This is a genomic window from Acidovorax sp. AC410 (assembly GCF_979253235.1).
Genome location: NZ_CEEDCG010000001.1, coordinates 422,438 through 445,535, shown reverse-complemented (window position 1 = coordinate 445,535; position 23,098 = coordinate 422,438). Strand labels below are relative to the sequence as shown.

General features: G+C 68.0%; 19 protein-coding genes. 5 read left to right on the top strand and 14 right to left on the bottom strand.

Features of this window, described 5'->3' with window-relative positions; all coding sequences use genetic code 11:
• Positions 1–93: 93 nt before the first annotated feature.
• The gene (locus AC0IZS_RS01980; protein WP_471634113.1) at positions 94–990 is read left to right on the top strand and encodes an alpha/beta hydrolase; all 897 of its coding nucleotides are present in this window, start codon (positions 94–96) and stop codon (positions 988–990) included.
• Positions 991–1,023: 33 nt separating this feature from the next.
• Here the strand turns inward: AC0IZS_RS01980 and AC0IZS_RS01975 are convergent, their stop codons facing one another.
• Both AC0IZS_RS01975 and AC0IZS_RS01970 read right to left on the bottom strand, forming a co-directional pair.
• Positions 1,024–2,001, bottom strand: coding sequence for a GMP reductase (locus AC0IZS_RS01975; RefSeq protein ID WP_471634112.1), 978 nt, complete (start codon positions 1,999–2,001; stop codon positions 1,024–1,026).
• A 226-nt stretch (positions 2,002–2,227) separates the two neighbouring features.
• Positions 2,228–2,944, bottom strand: coding sequence for a hypothetical protein (locus AC0IZS_RS01970; RefSeq protein WP_471634111.1), 717 nt, complete (start codon positions 2,942–2,944; stop codon positions 2,228–2,230).
• 31 nt (positions 2,945–2,975) lie between these two features.
• Here AC0IZS_RS01970 and AC0IZS_RS01965 point away from each other — a divergent pair, with 31 nt between their 5' ends.
• Both AC0IZS_RS01965 and AC0IZS_RS01960 read left to right on the top strand, forming a co-directional pair.
• Positions 2,976–5,429, top strand: a complete 2,454-nt coding sequence (locus AC0IZS_RS01965; protein ID WP_471634110.1) for a UvrD-helicase domain-containing protein — start codon at positions 2,976–2,978, stop codon at positions 5,427–5,429.
• Positions 5,430–5,563: 134 nt separating this feature from the next.
• Positions 5,564–5,716 carry a hypothetical protein gene (locus AC0IZS_RS01960; protein WP_436179440.1) on the top strand — a complete coding sequence of 51 codons (153 nt, stop codon included), beginning with the start codon at positions 5,564–5,566 and terminating at the stop codon, positions 5,714–5,716.
• Between the two features lie 29 nt (positions 5,717–5,745).
• Here the strand turns inward: AC0IZS_RS01960 and AC0IZS_RS01955 are convergent, their stop codons facing one another.
• The 5 genes from AC0IZS_RS01955 to AC0IZS_RS01935 form a co-directional block, all read right to left on the bottom strand.
• Positions 5,746–6,720, bottom strand: a complete 975-nt coding sequence (locus AC0IZS_RS01955; protein ID WP_471634109.1) for a Bug family tripartite tricarboxylate transporter substrate binding protein — start codon at positions 6,718–6,720, stop codon at positions 5,746–5,748.
• Positions 6,721–6,930: 210 nt separating this feature from the next.
• Positions 6,931–7,887: a Bug family tripartite tricarboxylate transporter substrate binding protein gene (locus AC0IZS_RS01950; protein ID WP_471634108.1), complete on the bottom strand. Its 957-nt coding sequence runs from the start codon at positions 7,885–7,887 to the stop codon at positions 6,931–6,933.
• Positions 7,884–8,690 carry a citryl-CoA lyase gene (locus AC0IZS_RS01945; RefSeq protein ID WP_471634107.1) on the bottom strand — a complete coding sequence of 269 codons (807 nt, stop codon included), beginning with the start codon at positions 8,688–8,690 and terminating at the stop codon, positions 7,884–7,886. Before AC0IZS_RS01945 ends, AC0IZS_RS01950 begins: the two co-directional genes overlap by 4 nt.
• Before the next feature lie 10 nt (positions 8,691–8,700).
• Positions 8,701–9,594 (bottom strand): dioxygenase family protein, encoded by an 894-nt coding sequence (locus AC0IZS_RS01940; protein ID WP_471634106.1) that lies wholly within the window; start codon positions 9,592–9,594, stop codon positions 8,701–8,703.
• A gap of 42 nt (positions 9,595–9,636) precedes the next feature.
• Entirely contained in the window at positions 9,637–10,788 is a 1,152-nt protein-coding gene (locus AC0IZS_RS01935; protein WP_471634105.1) for a CaiB/BaiF CoA transferase family protein, read from the bottom strand.
• A 152-nt stretch (positions 10,789–10,940) separates the two neighbouring features.
• Between AC0IZS_RS01935 and AC0IZS_RS01930 the strand changes: the two genes are divergently transcribed.
• Positions 10,941–11,861: a LysR substrate-binding domain-containing protein gene (locus tag AC0IZS_RS01930; RefSeq protein ID WP_471634104.1), complete on the top strand. Its 921-nt coding sequence runs from the start codon at positions 10,941–10,943 to the stop codon at positions 11,859–11,861.
• 21 nt (positions 11,862–11,882) lie between these two features.
• Here AC0IZS_RS01930 and AC0IZS_RS01925 read toward each other — a convergent pair whose 3' ends face one another.
• The 5 genes from AC0IZS_RS01925 to AC0IZS_RS01905 form a co-directional block, all read right to left on the bottom strand.
• Positions 11,883–13,004, bottom strand: coding sequence for a DUF1513 domain-containing protein (locus AC0IZS_RS01925; RefSeq protein WP_471634103.1), 1,122 nt, complete (start codon positions 13,002–13,004; stop codon positions 11,883–11,885).
• A gap of 1 nt (position 13,005) precedes the next feature.
• Positions 13,006–14,103 (bottom strand): imelysin family protein, encoded by a 1,098-nt coding sequence (locus tag AC0IZS_RS01920; protein WP_471634102.1) that lies wholly within the window; start codon positions 14,101–14,103, stop codon positions 13,006–13,008.
• Entirely contained in the window at positions 14,100–15,566 is a 1,467-nt protein-coding gene (locus AC0IZS_RS01915; RefSeq protein ID WP_471634101.1) for a di-heme oxidoreductase family protein, read from the bottom strand. The genes AC0IZS_RS01920 and AC0IZS_RS01915 overlap by 4 nt, the downstream gene beginning before the upstream one ends.
• 26 nt (positions 15,567–15,592) lie before the next feature.
• On the bottom strand, positions 15,593–16,795 hold the full coding sequence (locus AC0IZS_RS01910) for an imelysin family protein (RefSeq protein ID WP_471634100.1): 1,203 nt from the start codon (positions 16,793–16,795) through the stop codon (positions 15,593–15,595).
• 319 nt (positions 16,796–17,114) lie between these two features.
• Positions 17,115–19,061 (bottom strand): PhoX family protein, encoded by a 1,947-nt coding sequence (locus AC0IZS_RS01905; protein ID WP_471634099.1) that lies wholly within the window; start codon positions 19,059–19,061, stop codon positions 17,115–17,117.
• A 276-nt stretch (positions 19,062–19,337) separates the two neighbouring features.
• Here AC0IZS_RS01905 and AC0IZS_RS01900 point away from each other — a divergent pair, with 276 nt between their 5' ends.
• Positions 19,338–21,368, top strand: coding sequence for a PhoX family protein (locus tag AC0IZS_RS01900; protein ID WP_471634098.1), 2,031 nt, complete (start codon positions 19,338–19,340; stop codon positions 21,366–21,368).
• A gap of 92 nt (positions 21,369–21,460) precedes the next feature.
• On the opposite strand, the gene AC0IZS_RS01895 is transcribed toward AC0IZS_RS01900, so the two are convergent.
• Both AC0IZS_RS01895 and AC0IZS_RS01890 read right to left on the bottom strand, forming a co-directional pair.
• Positions 21,461–22,288, bottom strand: a complete 828-nt coding sequence (locus AC0IZS_RS01895) for a FecR family protein (protein WP_471634097.1) — start codon at positions 22,286–22,288, stop codon at positions 21,461–21,463.
• Complete coding sequence (locus AC0IZS_RS01890) at positions 22,251–23,084, bottom strand: BPSS1780 family membrane protein (protein ID WP_471634096.1); 834 nt, start codon at positions 23,082–23,084, stop codon at positions 22,251–22,253. The genes AC0IZS_RS01895 and AC0IZS_RS01890 overlap by 38 nt, the downstream gene beginning before the upstream one ends.
• Positions 23,085–23,098 lie beyond the last annotated feature (14 nt).

Here is a 23,098-nt window from a genome sequence, read left to right as displayed (position 1 = left end):
GCGCCATCATCGGCGGTTTTTGCGCTGCCAGCCTGTCATCGGGCTTGCAGTCAGCGCCACTTGCCGGGATGATGTAACGAGGAGAACAAACCCATGGCCCTGGACACCAAAACACCGCACGACCCCGCCTGGCTCGAGCTGATGTACAACAACCGGGCGCTGGTACCCGAGCACGTGAACTACTTCGCCCGCTGGGCCCAGGAATCGGCCCAGGTGCGGGCCGACCACCCCTGCGTGGCGGACCTGGCCTATGGCAAGGGCACGCGCGAGACCCTGGATATCTTTCCCACCACCCAACTGCCGCCCGGCTCCGGCAAGGGGGCTCCGGTGCTGGTGTTCATCCACGGCGGTTACTGGCGCGCGCTCGACAAGTCGGACCATTCCTTCATCGCGCCGGCCTTCAACCGCGAAGGCGTCTGCGTGGTGGTGGTCAACTATGCGCTGTGCCCCGGCACGCCCGAGGCACCGGTCGGCATTCCCCAGATCATGCGGCAGATGGAAAAGGCCATCGCCTGGATCTGGCAGAACATCGGGCGCTATGGCGGTGACCCGCACCGCATCACGGTGGCCGGGCATTCGGCGGGCGGGCAACTGGCGGCCATGCTGCTCACCAGCGTCTGGCCCCTGATCGGCAACCTGCCCGATGGCGCGGTGCGCAGTGCCCTGTCGGTCTCGGGCCTGCACGACCTCGATCCGCTGATGCACACGCCCTTCCTGCAGGAAACACTCAAGCTCACGGAACAGCAGGTGCTGCAGTACAGCCCGGCACGCCTGCAGGCACCCGGTCAGGGCATGCTGTACTGCGCCGTGGGCGGCGATGAGAGCCCGGAGTTCATCCGCCAAGCGCGGCTGGTGCAGGACGCCTGGGGCTCGCACGCCGTGCCGCGCTGCCAGGTGCAGGAAGGCCTGAACCACTTCAGCATCGTCGATGCGCTGGCCAAGCCAGGGCATGACGTGCACCACATGGCCCTGATCCTGCTGAGGGCCTGAGGTTGTCCCGGGCCCGGTGAAGAACGGGCCTGCTTACATTAGCAGGTGCTCGCCCGCGTTGTCGCCGCCCAGGATCACGTAGTTGACCTTGCGGATGTCCATGAGCTTCTTGCCGCCGGCGTAGCTGATGGAGCTTTGCACGTCCTGCTCCATCTCGATCAGGGTGCCCGCCAGCTTGCCCTTGATGGGCTCGAGGATGCGCTTGCCCTCCACGTGCTTGTACTCGCCCTTGTTGAAGTCGCTGGCCGAGCCGTAGTACTCCTTGAACAGCGCGCCGTCCACTTCCACGGTGTTGCCGGGCGATTCCTCGTGGCCTGCGAACAGCGAGCCGATCATGACCATGCTGGCGCCAAAGCGGATGCTCTTGGCGATGTCGCCGTGGCTGCGGATGCCGCCGTCGGCAATGATGGGCTTGGTGGCCACGCGGGCGCACCACTTGAGCGCCGAGAGCTGCCAGCCGCCGGTGCCAAAACCCGTCTTGAGCTTGGTGATGCAGACCTTGCCCGGGCCCACGCCCACCTTGGTGGCGTCGGCGCCCCAGTTTTCGAGGTCGATCACCGCCTCGGGTGTGGCCACGTTGCCGGCGATCACGAAGGCCGCGGGCAATTTGGACTTGAGGTAGCCGATCATGTTCTTCACGCTGTCGGCATGGCCGTGCGCGATGTCGATGGTCACGTACTCGGGCGTGATGCCCGCAGCCGCCAGTTGGTCTACGGTGTCGTAGTCGGGTTGCTTCACGCCCAGCGAGATCGAGGCGTAGCAGCCCTTGGCATGCATGTCGCGCACGAACTGCACGTTGTCCAGGTCGAAGCGGTGCATGACGTAGAAATAACCGTTCTGCGCCATCCAGGTGCAGATGGTTTCGTCCACCACCGTCTTCATGTTGGCCGGTACGACCGGCAGGCGGAAGGTGCGCCCGCCCAGCTCCACGCCGGCATCGCATTCCGAGCGGCTTTCCACCCGGCACTTGCGCGGCAGCAAGAGAACATTGTCGTAGTCGAAGATTTCCATGATTTCCAAGCTCCATAAGAGGACGCAGCAGAAGGATTTCCGCTGCGGTGGGCGCTTGGCCTGGAGACCGGTCGTATGGTTGCAGCCGCGAAGGATGCAACGAACCCTGCTGTGCGCAGGCATAAAAAAACCGGGCTGCAAGAAACTTGGGCCCGGTGATTGATTCTACCCGCGCCAGCCGGCGCCGGTATATCCCTACTGTTATCCGTCCAATAGGGCGAAGCTTCTAAGGCACGCAGCGCGACTGCGCCGCGTCGATGATGCGCCCGTCCTTGTCCTGGACCCAGCCCACCAGGCGCAGGCGGTCGGTCTTGGCGCCTTCGGGGATGTAGATCGGGCGCGAGTCACGCCAGCCCGAGCGCTCGCCCTTGGACAGCGTCTGCGGGTTGTCCAGAGAGCGCTGGTACACGTTGCGCACCAGATGGCGGGCCACCGGCGAGCCTTCGGCACCGGCGGGGAGGGATTCCACCAGCAACAGGTAGAAACCGCCCGCGTCGGGCCCTGCCGCAGGGGGCGCGCCGCGCGTGGGCACGGGAGAGAAGGCGATGGAGGCGCCCAGGTAATCATTGAACGCCGGCCCGTGCGACACGCGCAGCCGGCTGCCCTGCACGCCCTGCACGGGCGCGGTGCTCACGTCGGTGGCCGTGGGGGCCGTGCGGCCCAGGGCGGCCAGCCGCGCTAGTGCATCGCGCGTGGCGGCCGCTGACAGCGGGGCATTGTCGCCTTGCGTGCCGGGCACGATCCAGTCCAGCACCAGGGTGCCGGGTGCCGAGGGGGCCGGCGTGGCCTTGTCGGCCCAGCAACTCTCGCAGTCGGCGCTCACGAAGCGCTCGAACAGGGCCACGGGGCGCGGCATGCCGTCGCTGCTGCAGCTCGACTGGGCCGCGAGATGGGGGGCGTGCAGGGCCAGCAGCATGGCTGCGGCAAGGGCAATGTTTTTCATGGCAGGCGGTGGCGCTTTCTACAATGCCCCCATGTTCCCACAAGACCTGTTTCCGGGTGCGCCCGAGCCCCTGGAGTCCTCCACGCCCGCCGCCCCCTCCGCTGTGCCGCCGCTGCTGGCCAATCTGAACCCCGAACAGCTCGCCGCCGTCACCCTGCCGGCGGGGCATGCGCTCATCCTGGCGGGCGCCGGCTCGGGCAAGACCCGGGTGCTCACCACGCGCATTGCCTGGCTGCTGCAGAACGGCTACGCCACGCCCGGCGGCATCCTGGCCGTGACCTTCACCAACAAGGCCGCCAAGGAAATGGTGGCGCGCCTGTCGGCCATGCTGCCGGTGAACGTGCGCGGCATGTGGATCGGCACCTTCCACGGCCTGTGCAACCGGCTGCTGCGCGCGCACCACAAGCCGGCGGGCCTGCCGCAGTCGTTCCAGATCCTGGACACGCAGGACCAGCTTTCGGCCGTCAAGCGTCTGTGCAAGCAGCACAACGTGGACGACGAGCGCTTTCCGCCCAAGCAGCTCGCGTATTTCATCTCCGGCTGCAAGGAGGAGGGCCTGCGCCCGGGCGACGTGCAGGCCAACGACAGCGATACGCGCAAGAAGATCGAGGTCTACCAGCTCTACGAAGAGCAGTGCCAGCGCGAGGGCGTGGTGGATTTCGGCGAGCTGATGCTGCGCAGCTACGAGCTGCTGCGCGACAACGACCCGATCCGCGAGCACTACCAGCGCCGCTTCGCGCACATCCTGGTGGACGAGTTCCAGGACACCAACAAGCTGCAGTACGCCTGGCTCAAGCAACTGGCCGGCAACGACAGCGGTGGGCGCTTCGAGGCGCGCGGCAGCGTGATCGCCGTGGGCGACGACGACCAGAGCATCTACGCCTTTCGCGGGGCGCGCGTGGGCAACATGGCCGATTTCGTGCGCGAGTTCGACGTGCAGCAACAGATCAAGCTCGAGCAGAACTACCGCAGCTACAGCAACATCCTCGACTCGGCCAACGCCCTCATCAGCCACAACAGCCGCCGCCTGGGCAAGAACCTGCGCACCACGCAAGGCCCCGGCGAGCCGGTGCGCGTGTACGAGGCCACCACCGACCTGGCCGAAGCGCAGTGGATGGTGGACGAGATCCGGCAACTGGTGAAGAGCGACGGCTTCGAGCGCAAGGAGATCGCCGTGCTCTACCGCAGCAATGCGCAAAGCCGGGTGATCGAATCGGCGCTGTTCAACGCCAGCGTGCCCTACCGGGTGTATGGCGGCCTGCGCTTTTTCGAGCGCGCGGAAATCAAGCACGCGCTGGCCTACCTGCGCCTGTTGGAGAACCCGCACGACGACACCAGCTTTCTGCGCGTGGTCAACTTCCCGCCGCGCGGCATCGGCGCGCGCAGCATCGAGGTGCTGCAGGACGCGGCACGCGCGGCCGGTTGCTCGCTGCACGACGGCGTGAGCGCCGTGCCCGGCAAGGCAGGCGCCAATCTCTCGGCCTTCGTTGCCATGGTGGACGTGCTGCGCGAGCAGACCGAGGGCATGAACCTGCGCAAGATCATCGAGCAGATGCTGCAGTCCTCGGGCTTGGTGGAGCATTTCCGCGCCGAGAAGGAAGGCGCCGACCGCATCGAGAACCTGGAGGAACTGGTCAACGCGGCCGAGAGCTTCGTCACGCAGGAGGGTTTTGGCCGCGATGCCGTGGCCCTGCCGGTGGACGAGCTGCGCAACGACCGCCTCACGCAAAGCCCCGCCAGCCAGGGGCTTGACCCCGATGCGCCGGTGACCGACGAGGCCCTGCCCACCGTGGCCGGCATCGTCGACGCCGACACGGGCGAAACGCTGTCGCCCCTGGCGGCCTTCCTCACCCATGCAGCGCTGGAGGCCGGTGACAACCAGGCCCAGGCCGGGCAGGACGCCGTGCAGCTGATGACGGTGCATGCCAGCAAGGGCCTGGAGTTCGATGGCGTCTTCATCGGCGGCATGGAGGAGGGCCTGTTCCCGCACGAGAACTCGGCCAACGAGCGCGAAGGCCTGGAGGAAGAGCGCCGCCTGATGTACGTGGCCATCACCCGTGCGCGCAAGCGCCTGTACCTGAGCCATTCGCAGACGCGCATGCTGCACGGCCAGACGCGCTACAACATCAAGAGCCGCTTTTTCGACGAGCTGCCCGAGGCGGCGCTCAAGTGGATCACGCCCAAGCAGCAAGGCTTTGGCACCTATGCGCCCAACGCGGGCAGCAACCCGTTCGGCCAGCGCGACCGCAGCCCATTCGGCTCCGGCCGCTCGGAGCAGTTCGCCAGCCCCCCGGTGCCGGTGCAGAAGGCCGCGCCATCGCATGGCCTGCGCGTGGGCCTGGCCGTGTTCCACACCAAGTTCGGTGAGGGCAAGGTGCTGGCGCTGGAGGGCACGGGCGACGATGCGCGGGCCCAGGTGAGCTTTCCGCGCCACGGCACCAAGTGGCTGGCGCTGTCGGTGGCCAAGCTCACGATCGTCGATTGAAGGGGTTCGCCTTTTTGGCGCCCTTTTCTGACAGACAGCGGGGGCCGGGACCGCAAAAATGGAGATTCCAAGGGGCTGCGCCCGCGCCGTCCGGCACACGCCCTCCGTCCCGACGGCCAGGGAGGACCCCGCCCATGCTGTTCCATCCATCCCCCATGTCCCGCGCCGCCGTGGCCGGCGCCTGTGTGCTGGCGTTGGCCCTGGCCGGCTGCGACAAGGTGCCCAAGCCCAAGGCCCAGGAGGCGCCGGCCCCGGTCGCCGCGCCGGCACCTGCACCCGCCAAATAGCGGTGCCCCCTCAGGCACCGCTGGCGCGATCAGTCCACCTTGATGTTGCGCGCCTTCACCACGCGGCTGTAGATCTCGGCATCGCGGCGCACCATGGCCGCCATCTCGGTGCGTGTCACGCCCAGCGGCTCGCTGTGCAGCTCCTTGATGCGGCGCGACAGGTCGGGGTCCTTGCTCGCCTCGACCAGCAACGCGTTGAAGCGGGTCAGGATGGGCTGCGGCGTGGCGGCGGGCGCCCAGATGCCGTGCCAGGACATCATGGAGAACCCGGGCATCACCTCCGACAGCGTGGGCACGTCGGGCAGGGCAGGGTGGCGCGTGGGGCCCGAGTAGGCCAGGGCCTGCACCTTGCCGCTGCTGATGAGCTGGTAGCCGGTGGCGATGGGCTCCATCAGCGTGTCCACCTGGCCGCCCACCAGGTCGGCGATGGGGCTGGCGCGGTAGGGCACATGCAGCATGTCGATGCCGACCTCGTCCTTGAGCGATTCCACGATCAGCTGAGAGGGGCTGCCCGCGCCGTACGAGGCGTGCGAGTAGGTACCCGGCTTGGCCTTGGCGGCGGCCACCAGGTCCTTGACGGTCTTGGCCGGGAACTTGTTGGTGGCGATCAGCACCAGGCCCTGGCGCATGGTGGTGGCCACGGGCACCAGGTCCTTGTCGGGGTCGAACGGCAGCTTGCTGTAGATGAAGGGGTTGATCGTGAACGCCGTGGACAGGTTGTACACAAAGGTGTAGCCGTCCGCAGGCGACTTGGCCACCGTGTCCGAAGCCAGGTTGCCGGCCGTGCCGGGCCGGTTGTCGATCACCACGGGCACACCCAGCTTCTTGCCCGCGTAGTCGCCGTACATGCGGGCGAAGATGTCCGGCGGCGTGCCGGGCGCAAAGCCCACCACGATCTTGATGGGCTTGTTCGGCCACTCGGCCCCCTGGGCCAGGGCCTTGCCGGCCAGCAGCGTACCGGCGGCCAGCACCAGCATCGTCTTCATCACCATTGTTCTGCGCATTCTTGTCTCCTGTCGCGGGTTCGTGTCCGCTTGTGTGGTCTGTTCGCTTCGCTCGTTTACCGCGCAGCGCCGCCATGGCGTGCACCGCACCGTGTGGATCTGTCCGTCAATCGATGGCATCACTCCTTTCGTGCCGGGCATGGCTGCGCCAGGGCCGCCGATTCCGGTGGGCGGGCTGTGGGAGGGGCATGCGTGGCCTGTGGGTCGCTATCAGTCCACCTGGGCGCCGGAGCGTTTCACCGCTTCGCCCCACTTGGCGACCTCGGCCGTGCCGAAGGTGGCCATCTCTGCGGCGTTCATGGCCGCGGATTCAATGCCCTGCGCGGCGAGCTTCTCGCGCACCTCGGGCTGGGCCAGCACGGCCTGCGTGGCATCGCGCAAGGCGTCGCGCTGCGCGGCCGGCATCGAGGCGGGCGCATACAGCATGAACCAGGCGACCAGGTCGAAATCGGCCACGCCCTGCTCGGCCAGTGTGGGCACGTCGGGTGCGGCCGCGCTGCGCCTGGCGCTTGATGCGCCCAGGGCGCGCAGCTTGCCCGCGCGAATGTGCGGCAGCACGGCGGCCGGGTGGTAGAACATGAACTGCACGTTGCCGCCCATCAGCTCGGTGAGTGCCTGCGCGCCGTCGCGGTACGGCACGTGCACGAAGTCCTTGGCCAAGCGGATGTTCAGCGTCTCGCCCGCCAGGTGGCCCGAGGTGCCGTTGCCCGCCGAGGCGAAGCTCACCGACTTGCCGCTGGCCTGGCGCAGGTCGGCCACGCTCTTCCATGGCGCGCCGGCCGGCACCACCAGCAAGGTGGGCGTGGCGCCCGCAAAGCCCAGCGGCACGAAGTCGCGCAGCGGCTGGTAGGGCAGCTTCTTGTACAGCGTGGGGTTGATGGCGTGGGTGCCCACGGTGCCCATGAGCAGGGTGTTGGCGTCGGCACCCGCACGCGCCACCATTTCGCTACCGATGGTGCCGCCCGCACCGGGTTTGTTCTCCACGATCACCGTCTGCCCGAGCTGGCGGCCCAGGGCCTCGGCCAGCACCCGGCCCACGATGTCGGTCGAGGTGCCGGCGGCAAAGGGCACGACCAGTTTGAGGGGGCGACCGGTGCCCTGGGCACTGGCACCGCTGGCCAGCAGAGCCAGGGCTGTGGCAGTGATGATCTGCCTGCGCTGCATCATGCTGCTGCCCCAAAGCCGTCGGGCAGGCTGCCCTCGTACTGCAGTTCGCGCGTGGCCTGGTAGGACAGGGCAAAGCCGCTCGGCGTCTCGGCCTCTTCGGCCAGGTGGGCGATGAGGCCTGCCGTGCGCGCCAGGATGGGCACGCCGCGCAGCGAGGCCACGGGGAAGCCCACACCCATCAGCACGGCAGGGATCGCGGCCGACACGTTCAGGCGCAGCTCCTTGCCGACGATGGCGGGGATCACCTTTTCCAGCGCCTGGGCGATCTGCACGTAGCGGAGGTCGGCGCCGGCTTCGGTGGCCACAGCGATGAGCCGGCCCACGCGCGGGTCCACCTCCTTGTGCAGCGGGTGGCCGTAGCCCGGAATGGAGCGGCGCGCGGCCTTGAGCTCGCTGACCACGGCCGTGGCCGCATCGTCGAGCGTGGCGCCGGCATCCACCCGCGCCGCCACGTCGGCGAACATGCGGCCTGCGGTTTCCGATGCGCCGAGGATCACCGAGCCACAGCCCAGGATGCCGGCGGCCACCGCACCCTGCAAGGCATCGGGCGCCGCGGCAAAGGTCATGCGGCTGGCCTGCACGCTGGGTACCAGGCCGTGCTCGGCGATCGCCACCAGGGTGGCGTTGAGCACCGCGCTGCAGGCCGCATCGGGCCGGCGGCCGGTGAGCAGCAAAAAGAAGTAGTCGGCGAACGAGATGTGGCCGATCAGGTCCTGGCACAGGTCCTCGCCGCGCACGACGATGGTGTGCTCGTTCGAGGTGCAGATGGCGGTGCGCGGGACGGTGGATTTTCCGATTTTCATGGAGCGGCTTTCAGGCGTGTTGCGGTTCGAGGCGGAAGTCGTAGTGCGCCGACCACCAGGGCGCGGCCTGTGCGCTGCCGTCGGGCGCCTGGCCCACGGGGTGCTGCTCGAAGTCCACGATCAGGCTGGGGCGCACGCCGAACACCGCATCCGATTCGATGTAGGGGCTGCCCGCCACGAAGAGGTGGGTGGTGACCGGGGCATGCCCTGGCGCCGAGACCATCATGTGGATGTGGCCGGGGCGGTTGGGGTGGCGGCCCATGCCGTCGAGCATGCGGCCCACGGGGCCATCCACCGGCACGGGGTAGAAGCTCGGGCGGATCGACCAGAACCAGTAGCGGCCCTGGTCATCGGTGCGGACGCGCGCGCGCGCGGCCATGCCCGAGCCTTCCACCTGCATGTCGTACACGCCCTCGCCGTCGCCCGACCAGATGTCGAGCAGCGCGCCTGCCAGCGGCTGGCCGTGCGTGTCGGTCACGCGGCCACTGTAGAAGGTGGGTTCGCCCTTGACGCCTGCGGACAGGTTGGCGCCCAGCGGCAGCTCGGGTGCGCCCTCCCAGTAGTAGGGGCCCTGCACCGTGGCCTCGGTGGCTTCGGTCATGCGCTGGCTGCCCTTGGCATGGGCCGTGGCGCGCAACTGGTCGAGCATCACCACCATCATCGAGGCACCCAGCGTGTCCGACAGCAGGATGAACTCCTGGCGCTGGCCGGTGCAGGCCTTGCCCACGGCGGTGAGGAATTCGATGCCCTGCATCCATTCCTCGGGCTTCAGGTCCACCTCGCGGATGAAGGCATGCAGGTGCGTGACCAGCGACTGCATGATCTGCGCGAAGCGCGGGTCGCTGGCATCCTCCAGGCGCTGCAGCACGGCCTGGGTCAGCTCGTTTTCATTCGATGGGGTCATGGGTTCTTGTCTCCTTGTCTTTTCTTGGGATCGGCTGGCGGGTCAGAGTGCTTGCCCGAGCCGCTGGCGTATCGGTCCGACGATGGCCGCGTTGTCGGCCCCCAGCATGGGCGGCGCGGTGACTTCCAGGGCGCGCTCGCCGTCGAAGCTCACGGGCGAGCGGATCGTGCGCCACTGGCCGCCCTCGGGGTGGGGGGCGCTCACTTCCAACTGCAGGTGGCGCGCCTGGGGGTCTTCCATGGCTTCGCGGGTGTCGTACATGGGCGCGTGCGGCACATCCTGGGCTTCGAGCCGGGCGCACCAGGTGGCGCGCGTCTGTTCGCGGAACAGGCCGCCGAGCAGGTCAATCAAGTCCTCCTGGTGGGCGATGCGCGCTTCGCGCGTCGCAAAGCGCGGGTCGTCGAACAGGCGCGGGCGCTCGATGGCGTTGGCCAGGCCCTGCCAGAATTTTTCGGGCGAGGACATGTGCAGCGCGATCCACAGGCCGTCGGCGCATTCGAGCACGTAGGACTGCGAGACGCTGGGCCGGCTGTAGGGGCCCATGACCTCGTCTTCCGAGAAGTAGTGCGTGAACGCATCGAGATTGAAGTGGCACATGGCCTCGAGCATGGACACCTCGACCTTGCGGCCCACGCCCGTGCGGCCGCGCTCGACGATCGCGCCCAGCACGCCGTAGGCAGCGTAGAAGCCGGTCATCGCATCGGCCAGCGCCGGCCCCACCACGCGGGGGTTGGCAGGGTTCACCAACAGCTTGAGAAAGGCGCTCGCGGCCTGGGCCACGGTGTCGTAGGCGGGCCGCCCGGCGGCCGGGCCGGTCTGGCCGAAGCCGCTGATCGCGCAGTACACCAGGCGCGGGTTCAGTCCCCGCAGCCGGGCCTCGCCTGCGCCCAGCCGGTCGGCCGCGCCGGGGCGAAAGTTCTGGATGTACACGTCCGCATCCTTGACCAGCTCGTCGAAAACGGCCGCGTCCTCGGGCAGCTTGGGGTTGAGCGTGATGCTGCGCTTGTTGCGGTTGTAGGTCTGGAAGTGCGGGCTGTAGAGGCCGCCTCGGAACGCGCGGAACGGGTCGCCCGCGCCGGGCTGCTCGATCTTGATGACCTCGGCCCCCAGGTCGGCCAGGAACATGCCTGCCGCCGGGCCCGTGATGAACGTGCCTTGTTCCAGCACCTTGATACCGCTGAGGACTTTGTGCACCTCGTTGTCTCCTGTTGTAGGTCTCTGGCCGCCCGCTTTTCAGGGTCGGCCTTGTGGGTTGGAGGCGACTGTAGGCGGCGCGGCGGATTCCTGGAAATGATTGTTTTTCATGGTTACCATCGACAGCATCGATCAACCACTGGTGGCACGCCATGGAACTCAGGCACCTGCGCTACTTCATTGCCCTGGCCGGCTCGCTCAACTTCACGCGTGCGGCTGAGCGGTTGCATGTCACGCAGTCCACGCTGTCGCACCAGATCAAGCAGCTCGAAGAGGAGATCGGCGCGGCGCTGTTCGACCGCTCGGGCAAGCGCGTGGCGCTGACCGGTGCGGGCGACGAGTTTCTGCACTACTGCACCAAGGCCCTGCACGAGATCGACCTGGGCCTGGGCGCGCTGCGCCAGAATGGCTCGGAGGTGGCGGGCGAGCTGCACATCGGCTCCACGCACACCTTCAACCTGGGTTTCATCCCGGGCTGCATCGCCGCCTTCCACGAGCGCCATCCGCGCGTGAAGGTGGTGGTCGAGGAGCTGTCTGCCGACCACATCGCCGCGCGCCTGCAGCAGGGCACGTTGGACCTGGGCATCGCCTACCGGCCGGCAGTGCCCGGGCCACTGCAGTTCGAGCCGCTGTACAACGAAGAGATGGTGCTGGTGGTGGCCAAGGGCCATGCGCTCGCCCGGCGCAAGCGCGTGCGCATGGTGGAGCTGCACCGCATGCCCATGGTGCTGCTGCCGGCGAGCTTTGCCACGCGGCAGATGCTGGACGAGTGCTTTCGCTCCTGCGGCGCCGAGCCGCAGGTGGTGGCCGAGATCAACACCCTGGCGCCCATGATGGACCTGGTGGGTAAGACACAGCTCGCCTCCATCGTCGCGGCCAACGTGGTGTCAGTGCATTCGGGGCTGGTGTTGGTGCGGCTCGAAAGCCCCACGCCGGTGCGCACCCCGGGCATGCTGTGGTCGCCTGTGGCGCGCGAGTCGGCACCCACGCGCGCGTTCTCGGCCATCGTGCGCAAACTGGCGCTGCGCAGCAGCCTCAAGGACGTGGCCCAGCGCGCAGGCCGGGCGGCCTGAAATGCCAGCCCCTGGGGGGTGTCAGGCCAACCTTACCCAGTGGTTGTCCATGCGCGCGCCCGTGAGCTCCTTGGCGTGCGCATGCGTGAGCGGGGTCGGAGAGCGTGCGTCTTCCAGGGAATGCGAAACACCGGCGGCCCACAGCCGGCCGCTGCCCACCGCCAGTGCGCACACTTCCTCCAGGCCCACCAGGCCGCGCCACTGGCCATCGGGCGTGAAGGTGGCCACGCCCTGGCTGCGCGGGCAGCTCACGGCCCAGCCCTCGGCGGTGCTGGCGATGCTGCCGCCATAGCCTGCCATCGACTGGCCGGCGGGGCACAGGCGCAGCGCCTTGCCATCGAACAGCGCGAGGATGGGCGCGGCCGCCTTGTCGGCCGCATGGCCATGCTCGGCCTGCAGGGCGATGCCCAGCACCGTGCGCTCGGCGTTCCAGGCCAGGTGGCGCAGGCTCAGGCGCGCATCGGGCAGGCGCCACTGGCCCTGCAGCTCGCCGCTGTCACCGTGCAGCCGCACGATGCTCGAATCCATGGTGTGCAGGTCGCGCTTGGTGCGGCCGGTTTCGGGGGCGGTGGGCACGCCGCCGTTGGCCACGATCAGCGCCGGTGGGCCGCCTTTGGCCGTGGGCGCCCAGATCAGCTCGTGTGCATCGATGCCGTGCGTCGCCCACTCGTCCACGGTTTCCAGGCTGCGCGCATTGCGCCGCGCCACCAGGCTGGCGCCTGTGTCCACGTCGGTCTCGGTGGTGTAGAGATAGCGGCCATCGGCGCTGGCCATCACATGGCCGTTGAACGAGCGTGTCGCATCCACCCAGTGCCACTGCGCCTTGTCGGCGGGCTGGCCTGGGTGCCAGCGCACCAGCCAGTCACCGGGGCGGCGCGCGCTGGCAACCATGCTGCCATCGGGCAGGCGGGCCAGGCCGTGGGCGCGCGTGGGCACTTCCAGCACCTGGCGCACCTGCAGGGGCGAAGGCCCGCCGGCCTGTGCGGCCAGCACGCCGATGCGGTAGCTGCCATCGGCCTGCTGCCAGGCAGCCAGCAGTTGCATGGCTGCCGCCGCGGCGGGGGCTGCGTGGGTTGCCAGCGGCATCGCCGCCAGGCCGCCCATCAACCACAAGGCCTCGCGGCGGCTCAGCGCGGCGTTCACCTCAATCTCCATCGGCGTCCGAGAAGCCGATGCTCACCTGCAGCGCGGGCGCGATCTCGGCCTCGGCCAGGCGCTTGAGCGCGGCCAGCTCCCTGGACGCCTGCAGCACCCGTTCGCCACCGGCCTTGCCGGTGGCGCCGGACTGGTCGATGGCCTGCAGCGCCTTGTCCACGCGCTGCGTGGTGGCCAGCAACTGGTCGGCCAGCGGGTTCAGGCCGCGGCCGCGCAGGTAGGTTTCCAGCGGTACCAGGGCCTCGCCGGGCGTGGGGGTGGCGGCGCTTTCGGGCAGCACGGCCAGGGTGCGCAGCGCGTTCCACTCGGCCTTCCAGGCGGCAGAGGCCTGGCCGCTGGCGGCGCGCGGGTACTCGGGTGTGCGCGTGCCCTGGGCTGCGCGCAGCGGCTTTTCCATGTGCGCCCAGCGCAGGCGCTCGATGCCGCCCACCCACTGGTTGATGAACTCGCCCATGGCTGCGGTGGAGCGCTCCTGTTCATCCTCGGCGGCCCAGTCGGTGCCGGCTGCGGTGTCGAAGGCGCTGGCCACGGCCATGGCTTCGCGCTCGATGTCCAGAGCCACCTCCACGGCATAGCCGCAGGCGGGTGTGCCGGGCGCCACGGGTTGGGTCCACAGCAGCCATTCCAGCGCCGACAGGCCCTTGGCGGGCGTGCCGATGCGCTCGAAGGCCTGGGCACCCTGGGGTTGGGTCTTGATGGCGCGCTCGATCAGTGCCGGGCGCGTGGGCGCGAAATCCATCTGCCGTTGGGTGCGGCGCGTGATCACCGGGCCCACTGCCACGGCGCCCAGCGTCTCCCAGGCCATCATGCTGCGCTGCCAGGCGCTGCGGGCACCGTTGAGGGCGGGGGCGGACTGGCCGGCAGGCGCCTCGCACAGCGCACGCACGGCCGGGGCCAGCGCCTGTGCGGCCGTGGCCAGCTCCTGCGCGCGCGGCTTGCCCCAGTGGCTGTACAGGCTTTGCAGCGCGTGCGTGGTGTCGTAGAACGGCACGGCGTCGCGCTTCCAGCCGGTCTGGGCGTGTGCCGGCAGCAGCAGGGCGCCCAGGGCCAGGGCGGTCACCAGTGCGCGAAGGGAGGGGTGTTTCATAGCGACTCCACGAACTTGACCAGCGCATCGCGCTCGGCCTTGTTCATCTTCAGTACCTTGTCCTTGGCGGCTTCGGCCTCGCCGCCGTGCCACAGCACGGCCTCGAGCACGCCGCGGGCGCGTCCGTCGTGCAGCAGCCGGGTATGGCCGTTCACGTCCTTGATCAGGCCCGTGCCCCACAGCGGCGGGGTCTTCCACTGCCGGCCATTGGCGGCGAAGTCGGGCCGGTTGTCGGCCAGGCGTTCGCCCATGTCGTGCAGCAGCATGTCGGTGTACGGCCAGATGCGCTGGCCCGAGAGCGCCTTGCTCGTCAGGTGCGGGAAGGGGCCTTCCTTGGTGACGTAGCTCGGCCGGTGGCACGTGGCGCACTGGGCATTGGCGAACAGGGCCTGGCCGCGCAGCACCTGGGCGTCCTTGGGGTTGCGGCGTGCGGGCGGTGCCAGCGTGGCCTGGTAGAAGACCACGTCGTCAAAGGTCTTGTCATCGATTTCCACGCCTGGCTGGCCCTGCGCCGCAGCACTCTTGCCGCTGGGTGCGGCCAGGCAGTCCTTCTGCGTGGGGGTGCAGGTCTCGTTGGCGAAGTGCTTGGAGGTGATGCCCATGTCGCCCTGGAAGGCGCCGCCGGTCTGGTGCGCGATGGTCGCAACGTTGCCCTTCCAGCCAAAGCGGCCCAGCATCATCTGGCCCGAGGGGGCGTCCCACACCCGGTTGGGCACGCCCTTGATCGGGCCACCTGCCGCGGCCTGGTCGGCCACGTTGGCGAGGATGTCGGCCTCGGCAATGGCTTCGAGCAGGCCCACGCCGATGATCTGCGGCGCAATGCGCGGGCTCGCCATGATCCCTGCGGCCATGGGACCGTAGCCCAGGTCGGCAAAGCCGTAGTGGGGGTCGAGCAGTTCGTAGGGTGTGCCGTCGGCGAACTTTCCTTTGATGGTCTTGTAGCGCAGGGTCACGCGGCCCTCGGGCTTGACGCCCTGGACAGCCGCGTTGTCGAACTGGTCGCCGTACACCGGGTCGTGCTTCGGGCCGCCATGCGCGTCCGCGCCCGGGATGGACAGGCGGATCAGCAGGGCCACCGTGGGGTCCTTGGTATCGCCCAGGCGGTTGAAGATGGCGGGCGGCTCGCCCCGGCCGTCCTGCACGTGGCAGCCGCCGCACGAGCGCGCGATGAAGTGCGGGCCCAGGCCGTCGCGCGCCTTGGTGGAGGCGGGTGCCTCCACCCAGTTGCGGCGGAAGAATGAATTGCCGATCACGAAGCGCGTGCGCTCCGCATCGTCCAGGTTGGCGGCCGGGAAGGAAAAGGCATTGCGGCCCGTGGCGAACACCGTGGTGTTGCCGCCGACCTTCTCGCCGAGCGGGTCGGCAGGGGTGTCGGCCATGAGGCCGCCCAGGGCCGCGAGGCCGATGCTGGCAACCGCCAGGCGCAGGGCGCGCTGGCGGTAAGGGGCTTGCAAAGGGGACATGGAACGAAAGGAAGGCGCCGGGGGCCTCAGGGTTGGACCAGCGTGAGCTTGGTGATGCCGATGGCGTTGGCGGCTTCCACGAGGTCCTTGCTTTGTTGGGTCAGGCTGTCGATGGTCTTCTGGATGCGCTGGCGGCCTGGGGCATCCTTGCCACCGATGATCTCACGGTCGAAAGGTGCCTGGATGCCTTCGGCCGCCGACACCGAGGCAGCGATCTGCTTGCTGGTCCTGTCGGCCAGGGCCGGGTTCCTGGCGGCGACGAGGTCGCGCAGTGAGGCACCCTTGACCACGCTGCCATCGGCGCGCTGGTACTCGCCCAGCCACACGTTCTGGATGCCCTTGGCATTGGTCACGGCGTCGCGGTGCGTATTGTCCGAGAAGCACGAATGCTCGTCTTCCTGGTCCTGGCTGTTCACGGCCACTTCCAGGCGTTCGCCGGCCAGCTCGCCGCGCGACAGCGAGCCCAGGCCCACCAGCATCTTGCGCACCGATTCCATGTTGCCCTTGGCGAAGCGCGTGCGGTAGTTGGCCTTGGCATCGGGTGCCCAGGACTTCACGAGGAAGGACAGGTCGTCGATCAGCAGCTCGGTCACCACGTTGAGGTACTGGCGGCGGCGGTCGGCGTTGGGCTTCTTGCCGTCCATGAAGTCCTCGAAACTGCGGTTACCGGGGCCGGTTTCGGACAGGTCCTGGCCCCACAGCAGGAACTCGATGGCGTGCCAGCCCGTGGCGATGTTCTCTTCACCGCCGCGCTCGTTCTGCGCTGCCAGCGCCTTCTTGGTGATGGCGATCTTGCGGTTGTTGACGAGGCCGGCCTTGGGCTTGCCTTCGACGCTGTCCACATAGGACTCGTCCATGGGCCAGGCATTGATCTGGCCCTCGGGACCCTTGTCGTCGTCGATGGGGCCGCCGTAGAAACGGAAGGCTTCGGTCTGGCCGTAGAACTCGCGTGCGGCCAGCCAGGTCTTGCGCGCCTCGGCCAGGGTCTCGGCCGACGGCTGGGCCGTGAACGCCTTGATCGCCGCCTGCATGGCTTTGGCGCTGGTCAGCGTGTCTTCGTAGTTGGCATGCACCAGCGTGGCGTATTGCGCTGCCACCGCAGCGGGCGTCACGGCCTGCTGGGCCTGGGCTGCCGTGCCCTGTGCCTGTGCCACGCCCATGAGGCCCAGGGGGCTCGCCGCGAACAGCGCGGCAGCGAGGGTGGTGGTGTGCAGTAGCGTGGTTTTCATGCGTTTCTCCTCAAGAACGAAGACGGGTGACAAGGCAGACCTGCCTGGAGCCGCCCGGTCTGGTTGGGGCCAGGCCGGGAATCCGGTGGGTGTGGATGGGGCGAAAAGGCCCGAAGTTCAAGGATGCATTGCGGTGCCGCACCCCTGGATGGCGATGATTATAAGAATGGGATTTATTTGCATTCGTGCAAAAAGGGCATTGTGCCTGTGTGTGCCCTGCCGTTCCTCGTGCGGGAATGCACTGCACGAAAAAGGGGTCCCGCATTGCTGCGGGACCCCTTGGGGGCTGCGCGGGCGCAGCCGTTGCGGGACCGGAAGATCAGCCCAGGCGCGGCTGCTTGGGCGTGGCCGAGAGGTAGCCCACGGCGGCACCGGCCTTGTTCTTGTAGTTGGCGATGATCAGCGGGTCCAGCGTCGGCTTGACCACGTTGTGGATAGCGCCCCAGTCACCGGCGTGCTGGAAGTTGCTCATGATGTAGGTCCAGCCATTGATCTCGTCCACGGCATGCAGGCCGGTGGATTCACCGCCCGCAGGGATGGACATCAGGCGCGACAGCTGCTTGGTGTCGATGTTGTAGGCCCACAGGAAGTTGTTCACGTGCTGGCCGCTGTCTTCGCCGATGAACAGGGTGCGCATCTTTTCCGAGAACTTGAGGTTGTCGGGGTTGCCGATGTTGTTCGGGTTGGCCGTGTTGCCCAGTGCGTCGGAGGCGATGTCCTCGCCGACCAGCAGGGCCTTGGTGTCCACGGGCATCCAGTCGCTGTTGATGGCGGCGCCGGCCGTGTCCTTCTGGCCACCGCGCAGGTTCAGGGCCATCACGGCACCGGCGTTGATCGCCTTGGGCACGGACACGCCGTTGCCCGCCACGTTCAGCGCATTGCCGGCCACCATCGAGGTCTGCACGTTCTGCAGGGCCGAGTAGGCGATCTTGTCCTTGGCGTTGACGGTCGTGCCTTCCATCTTGGTGAAGCCCATGCTCGCGCCCACGAAGGCGGCATAGCGGTGGGTTTCCAGGAAGGCGGCAGCCTTTTCCATGCCGGGCTTGAGCTTGATCCACTCTTCCTTGCCGTTGGACACGATGCGGGTGTAGCTGGCGTCGTTCGGGTTGGTGGTGGCCACGGCCATGATGTCGGTGGGCTTGAGCGTGTTGGCCAGGGCCTCGATCTCGGCGCTGTTGGCCGAGCCGAGCTTGATCCAGGTCAGCGGCGCGCCGGTGGTGGCCTTGGCGTCGACGGTAAAGCCGGCGCCGACCTTGGCGGCGTACAGCGTGCCGGAGGACAGGTCCTTTTCCTTGTCGGCCACGAACACGAAGTAGGCGCTGTTCGTCGCATCGTCACCCATCAGCGCGGTGCGCTGGTCGGGCATGACCTGCACCAGCTCGTGCGAGATGCGGCCCATGCAGAAATGCTTCTTGATGCTGGCCGTGCCGTCGGCGTTCACTGTCACTTCGGGCATGTGGCCGTAGTGATAGGGGTTGGCGCGGTTCGCGTCGCCGTACAGGTTCTTGCTGTAGGCCTGGAACTGGGTGTTGCTGGCGATGGTGAAGGCGTCGGGTTCGTACTCTTCGCTCGACAGGTGGGTGCCCCAGGGCGACAGGCTGGCGCCGCAGGTGATCCACAGGCCGTGTACCTTGGAGGTGTCCACGTTGTGGTACTTCACCAGGGCGAGCTTGCCGGTGTTCGGGTCCTGGTCCAGCGTCAGCACGGCGATGGGCGAGGGCAGCTTGCCGTACATGTCGGTCTTGCCGTCCTGGGCCCAGGTGGTGTATTCGAACTGCACCACGGCGAACACGTGGTTGCCCTTGACGCCGTCGACCTTGGCATTGGGCACGGTCAGCAGCGAGGTGCCGTCCGGAGCGTCGGAGAAGAACTGGCGCTCCTTGCCGGCCACCGTGGTGTCGATGATGGGCTGGTTGTTGATGTCGAAATAGCTGCCGGCCAGGATCTGGCCGCCCTTGACGTTGGCCACCGAGTCGCCGGTGATGAAGAAGGGTTGGTAGGCCAGTGCGTAGCTTTGCACCGAGTTGTCGCTCAGCGTGACCTGCATGGTCGAGCCCACGGTGTTGGTGGCCATGGCTGCCGGGTTGGCCAGCGTGGGCGCGGCCATCGAGGTGAAGGCGGTGGACACATAGCTCGCGCCGTCACTGCCACCGCCGCAGGCGGTCAGCAGCGCAGCGGCGGCGCCGCCGCTGGTCAGGGGAAGCAGGGGAATGCCGGCCAGGAATTGGAGGGCCTGGCGGCGCGAAGGGATGGACGCAGAGGTCATGGAGTGCAGCTTCCGTGGTTTGTTATATGGGTTTTTATAGAGAGCGGCCCGATCCACGACCGCCCCGCAGGAAGGGCCAGGCAGCGGGGGGCGCTCTCTTGGTGCCGGATGCTAAGAACACTGTGTGACAGGCATTTGACGGTGCTGTGGCGGCTGTCGCACAGGCCCGTGAATCGCCCTGCGGGCCGAGTGCTCTTGCGTCACGGATCGGTCATATACGCTTCCTAGACTGCCCACTTCCCATGACCAACCAATACCACGAGGAGTGCGGCTCTCATGAGCAAAACTATTTCTGACAAGGTCGTTCGCAACGACGCCGGCAACACCCCCTTCAGTGCCATCCTGGACGTTCATCTGTCACGCCGCACGGTCACGCGCGGTGGCCTGAGCGCGGCGCTGGCCCTGCTGACCGGTACCAGCCTCTCCGCCTGCGGCGGCAGCGACGACGAGCCGCTGAAGCTGGCCTTCACCTCGCTGGCCAATTCCATGACCGATGGCTGCGTCGTGCCGCCCGGCTACGTGGCCCAGGTGCTGGGTGCATGGGGCACGCCGCTCAACGACAGCGCCGCCGAGTGGGACAAGGACGGCAAGAACACCTCCAAGGACCTGCTCAACTCCACCGGCATGCACCATGACGGCATGCACTATTTCCCGCTCGACGGCAGCTCCAGCGAAGGCCTGCTGGTGGTCAACCACGAGTACATCGACGAGAAGGCGCTGCACCCCGCAGGCCCGACCACGGTGAACAACAAGCGCCCCGCCGAGGAAGTGCGCAAGGAAGTGAATGCCCACGGCGTGGCCGTGATGCACATCCGCAAGACCGGCAGCGCCTGGGCCATCGTCAAGAACTCGCGCTACAACCGCCGCTTCACCTCGGCCACGCCCATGGCCATCAACGGCCCGGTCGGCGGCACCGACTGGGTCAAGACCCCGTACTCGCCCACGGGCACCACCGTGCGGGGCACCAACAACAACTGCGGCAACGGCACGACGCCCTGGGGCACCTACATCACCGCCGAGGAAAACTGGGCGGCCTGCTTCGTCAACACCAATGCATCAAGCCAGCCGGCCCACCAGGTGCGCGTGGGCGTGCCCACGTCCGCCGGCCGCTACAAGTGGGAAACCGCTGCCGGCGACGCCACCGAAGTGCAAGGCGAGTTCGCCCGCTTCAACGTCACGCCCAGCGGCACCAGTGCCCTGAACGACTGGCGCAACGAGGTCAACGGCTTTGGCTACCTGGTTGAGATCGACCCCTACGACCCCGCCAGCGTGGCCACCAAGCGCACGGCCATGGGCCGCTTCGCGCACGAAGGCGCAGCCTACGGCAAGCCCGAAGCGGGCAAGCCGCTGGCGTTCTACAGTGGCGACGATTCGCGCTTCGAGTACATCTACCGCTTCGTGTCGGACGCGAACTGGGATGCCGCCGATGCCCGCCGCGCCGACCGCCTGGCCGTGGGCGCCAAGTACCTGGACAAGGGCACGCTCTACGTCGCCCGCTTCAACGAAGACGGCACCGGCACCTGGCTGCCGCTGACCTTGGCCAGCGTGGGCAAGGACGGCACCCGCCTGGGCGACAAGTACAAGACGATCGACGAGATCCTGATCAACACCCGCGCCGCGGCCGACTTCGTGGGCGCCACGCCCATGGACCGCCCCGAGTGGACGGCCGTGCATCCCTCCAACGGCGATGTGTACGTGACGCTGACCAACAACACCAGCCGCAATGCCACCACCGGCACCAACGCTGCCAACCCGCGCCTGAACAACGCCAACGGCCACATCGTGCGCTGGCACGACACGCCCAATGCGAACACCTTCAAGTGGGAGATCTTCGTGTTCGGCTCCGAGGCCGGTGCTGCCGCCGACACCAACCGCTCGGGCCTCACGGCGGTGAACCAGCTGGCCAGCCCCGACGGCCTGGCCTTCGACGACCGCGGCATCCTGTGGATCCAGACCGACAACGGCATCGATGGCGGCCGCAACAACGCCGTGGCCCGCTCCACCAACGACCAGATGCTGGCCGTGATCCCCAGCGCGATGACGACGGACAGCAAGGGCACGGGGCCGGTCATCAATGCCCAGAACCAGGGTGATCTGCGCCGTTTCTTCGTCGGCCCGAACGAAGCCGAGATCACCGGCTTCGCGTTCACGCCGGACTACAAGACCATCTTCCTGAACATCCAGCACCCGGTGAACTGGCCGGCCTACGGCACGAGCGACGCCACGGCGTTGCCCTCGGGCACCGTGCGCCCCCGCTCTTCGACCGTGGTCATCCAGAAGGCGGACGGCGGCCCCATCGGCGTGTAGTCGGGCACTTTTCCGCAGTAAGCCCTTGCAGGCTGTCACGCGCAGGCGTGGCAGCCTTTTTTACTGCGCGGCTGACGACAAGCCGGCGTGCTTCAGTAGTCGGATCCGTAGGGCGACGCTGGCCGCGCGCGCGAAGTGGGTCTGGGGACCGCCGGTGCGGGAGGTGTGGCACCACCGCTGCCGCCAGGGGCTACGGGGTAGGTGATCTGCCCGCTGCCATCCTTGCTGCCCTTGTGTCCCGCGATCTGCCAGGCCGTGCGCTGGTCCACCAACTGGGCCAGGAACTCCAGTTCCTCGTCCGTGTGGTTGATGGCGCCAGCCGGCGTCAGCATGCGGCCGTTGCGCGGCGCCACTTCGGCCCAGAAGGCCTGGTGGTAGGAGGCCTGGCTGACGACGGACTCGCTGCCGGCCGCAATGTCCACCGTGCCGTAGCAGTTGCAGAAGTAGCTGCGAAAGTCCTGTTCGGGGAAGACCTCGGCATACACCCCCGTGCCGCGGATGCCAGCCGTGGCCGTGGGCATGACCACCTGGCGCTCGCTGCCGCGGCCCCACACACTGGCCACCGCGCCGGTCAGCAGGCGCAGCACTTTCACGGCCATGGGGGTGTCGCCCTCGAGTGCGATGCGCGTGTTCTGGCGCACCATGAAGGCGTCCTTGCCGACGGTGAAGACCACGGTGGAGCCCGGCCCGGTCTCGATCCGGTCACCGGGCGCGATGGCTTCGCCCGCCGCCAGGGCCTGGCCATTGCGGCGCACGTCGCCGCGCATCTCCACCACATTGCGCGTCCCCTGTTGCGCATGCGCCGCTGTGAACGCGCCGGCGGCCGTCCAGGCCGCGGCTGCCTGCAACAGGCTGCGCCTCTGGTACCAGACGATTTCGTCCTCAGTGCGGCCCTGGAGCTGGTGCTGGCTGTTCGTCATGGGATTCCTCCGATGAGGGTTTGGCAGGCGGTTCGAAGCAATCGCGGAAGGTGAATACGATGGAGGTGAAGAACATCGCCGCCAGCATCATGGCCGTGCCGACCATGATGCCGCTCGCGGCTGCACCCAGCCCAGCCAGCGCAATCAGGCCCGAGGCGAGGGCCACGACCACGCCGGCCATCAGGAACACGCCCATCCAGCCCAGGCCGAACACGAAGAAGGCGCCGAAGTTGCGCACGCAGGCCACCAGGCTGAAGAACAGGGCCTTCACCGGAGGGATGCCGTGCCAGTGCACCAGCCCCGGCGCATGCCAGAAGGTCAGCGACAGGGGCAGGTACAGCAGCATCGACAGCCACATGGCGGCCTGGAACGCGCCGTTTTCGGCCACTTCGCGCTTGAGCGGCGTGCCGCCCAGGTAGACGCTGGCGAACAGGCCGCCGTCGATCAGCGCGGACAGCCCCATGATGGAGAGAAAGCCCACCGCGTACAGGGCGCCCAGCACCAGCATGTCGCGCAGGCGCTGCTGGCCGGTGCGAAACGCCACCAGCAGCACGGCGGGCGTGGGAAAGCGCCCCATCGTGGTTTCGGCGGCCGCCACCATCATGGCCAGCGTGGCCGAAGGCAGCAGGGCCAGCGCGATCGCCGGGCCCACCAGGGGCACCAGACTGGCCAGCGACATGGCGGCCATGGTCATGAAGAACAACGCCGCCAGCGCCATGGGTTGGCGCCAGAACGACCGGATGCCGAGCTGTACCCAGGTCATGCCGGTGCGGGCGGGGACGATGTTGAGTTTCATGGGTGCGGAGGACG

What these genes read in the sequence shown, in the direction of transcription:
- AC0IZS_RS01980 (WP_471634113.1), top strand. Translation starts at nt 94, where the DNA reads ATGGCCCTGGACACCAAAACACCGCACGACCCCGCCTGGCTCGAGCTG.
- AC0IZS_RS01975 (WP_471634112.1), bottom strand. Translation starts at nt 2,001, where the DNA reads ATGGAAATCTTCGACTACGACAATGTTCTCTTGCTGCCGCGCAAGTGC.
- AC0IZS_RS01970 (WP_471634111.1), bottom strand. Translation starts at nt 2,944, where the DNA reads ATGAAAAACATTGCCCTTGCCGCAGCCATGCTGCTGGCCCTGCACGCC.
- AC0IZS_RS01965 (WP_471634110.1), top strand. Translation starts at nt 2,976, where the DNA reads ATGTTCCCACAAGACCTGTTTCCGGGTGCGCCCGAGCCCCTGGAGTCC.
- AC0IZS_RS01960 (WP_436179440.1), top strand. Translation starts at nt 5,564, where the DNA reads ATGCTGTTCCATCCATCCCCCATGTCCCGCGCCGCCGTGGCCGGCGCC.
- AC0IZS_RS01955 (WP_471634109.1), bottom strand. Translation starts at nt 6,720, where the DNA reads ATGCGCAGAACAATGGTGATGAAGACGATGCTGGTGCTGGCCGCCGGT.
- AC0IZS_RS01950 (WP_471634108.1), bottom strand. Translation starts at nt 7,887, where the DNA reads ATGATGCAGCGCAGGCAGATCATCACTGCCACAGCCCTGGCTCTGCTG.
- AC0IZS_RS01945 (WP_471634107.1), bottom strand. Translation starts at nt 8,690, where the DNA reads ATGAAAATCGGAAAATCCACCGTCCCGCGCACCGCCATCTGCACCTCG.
- AC0IZS_RS01940 (WP_471634106.1), bottom strand. Translation starts at nt 9,594, where the DNA reads ATGACCCCATCGAATGAAAACGAGCTGACCCAGGCCGTGCTGCAGCGC.
- AC0IZS_RS01930 (WP_471634104.1), top strand. Translation starts at nt 10,941, where the DNA reads ATGGAACTCAGGCACCTGCGCTACTTCATTGCCCTGGCCGGCTCGCTC.
- AC0IZS_RS01920 (WP_471634102.1), bottom strand. Translation starts at nt 14,103, where the DNA reads ATGAAACACCCCTCCCTTCGCGCACTGGTGACCGCCCTGGCCCTGGGC.
- AC0IZS_RS01915 (WP_471634101.1), bottom strand. Translation starts at nt 15,566, where the DNA reads ATGTCCCCTTTGCAAGCCCCTTACCGCCAGCGCGCCCTGCGCCTGGCG.
- AC0IZS_RS01910 (WP_471634100.1), bottom strand. Translation starts at nt 16,795, where the DNA reads ATGAAAACCACGCTACTGCACACCACCACCCTCGCTGCCGCGCTGTTC.
- AC0IZS_RS01905 (WP_471634099.1), bottom strand. Translation starts at nt 19,061, where the DNA reads ATGACCTCTGCGTCCATCCCTTCGCGCCGCCAGGCCCTCCAATTCCTG.
- AC0IZS_RS01900 (WP_471634098.1), top strand. Translation starts at nt 19,338, where the DNA reads ATGAGCAAAACTATTTCTGACAAGGTCGTTCGCAACGACGCCGGCAAC.
- AC0IZS_RS01895 (WP_471634097.1), bottom strand. Translation starts at nt 22,288, where the DNA reads ATGACGAACAGCCAGCACCAGCTCCAGGGCCGCACTGAGGACGAAATC.
- AC0IZS_RS01890 (WP_471634096.1), bottom strand. Translation starts at nt 23,084, where the DNA reads ATGAAACTCAACATCGTCCCCGCCCGCACCGGCATGACCTGGGTACAG.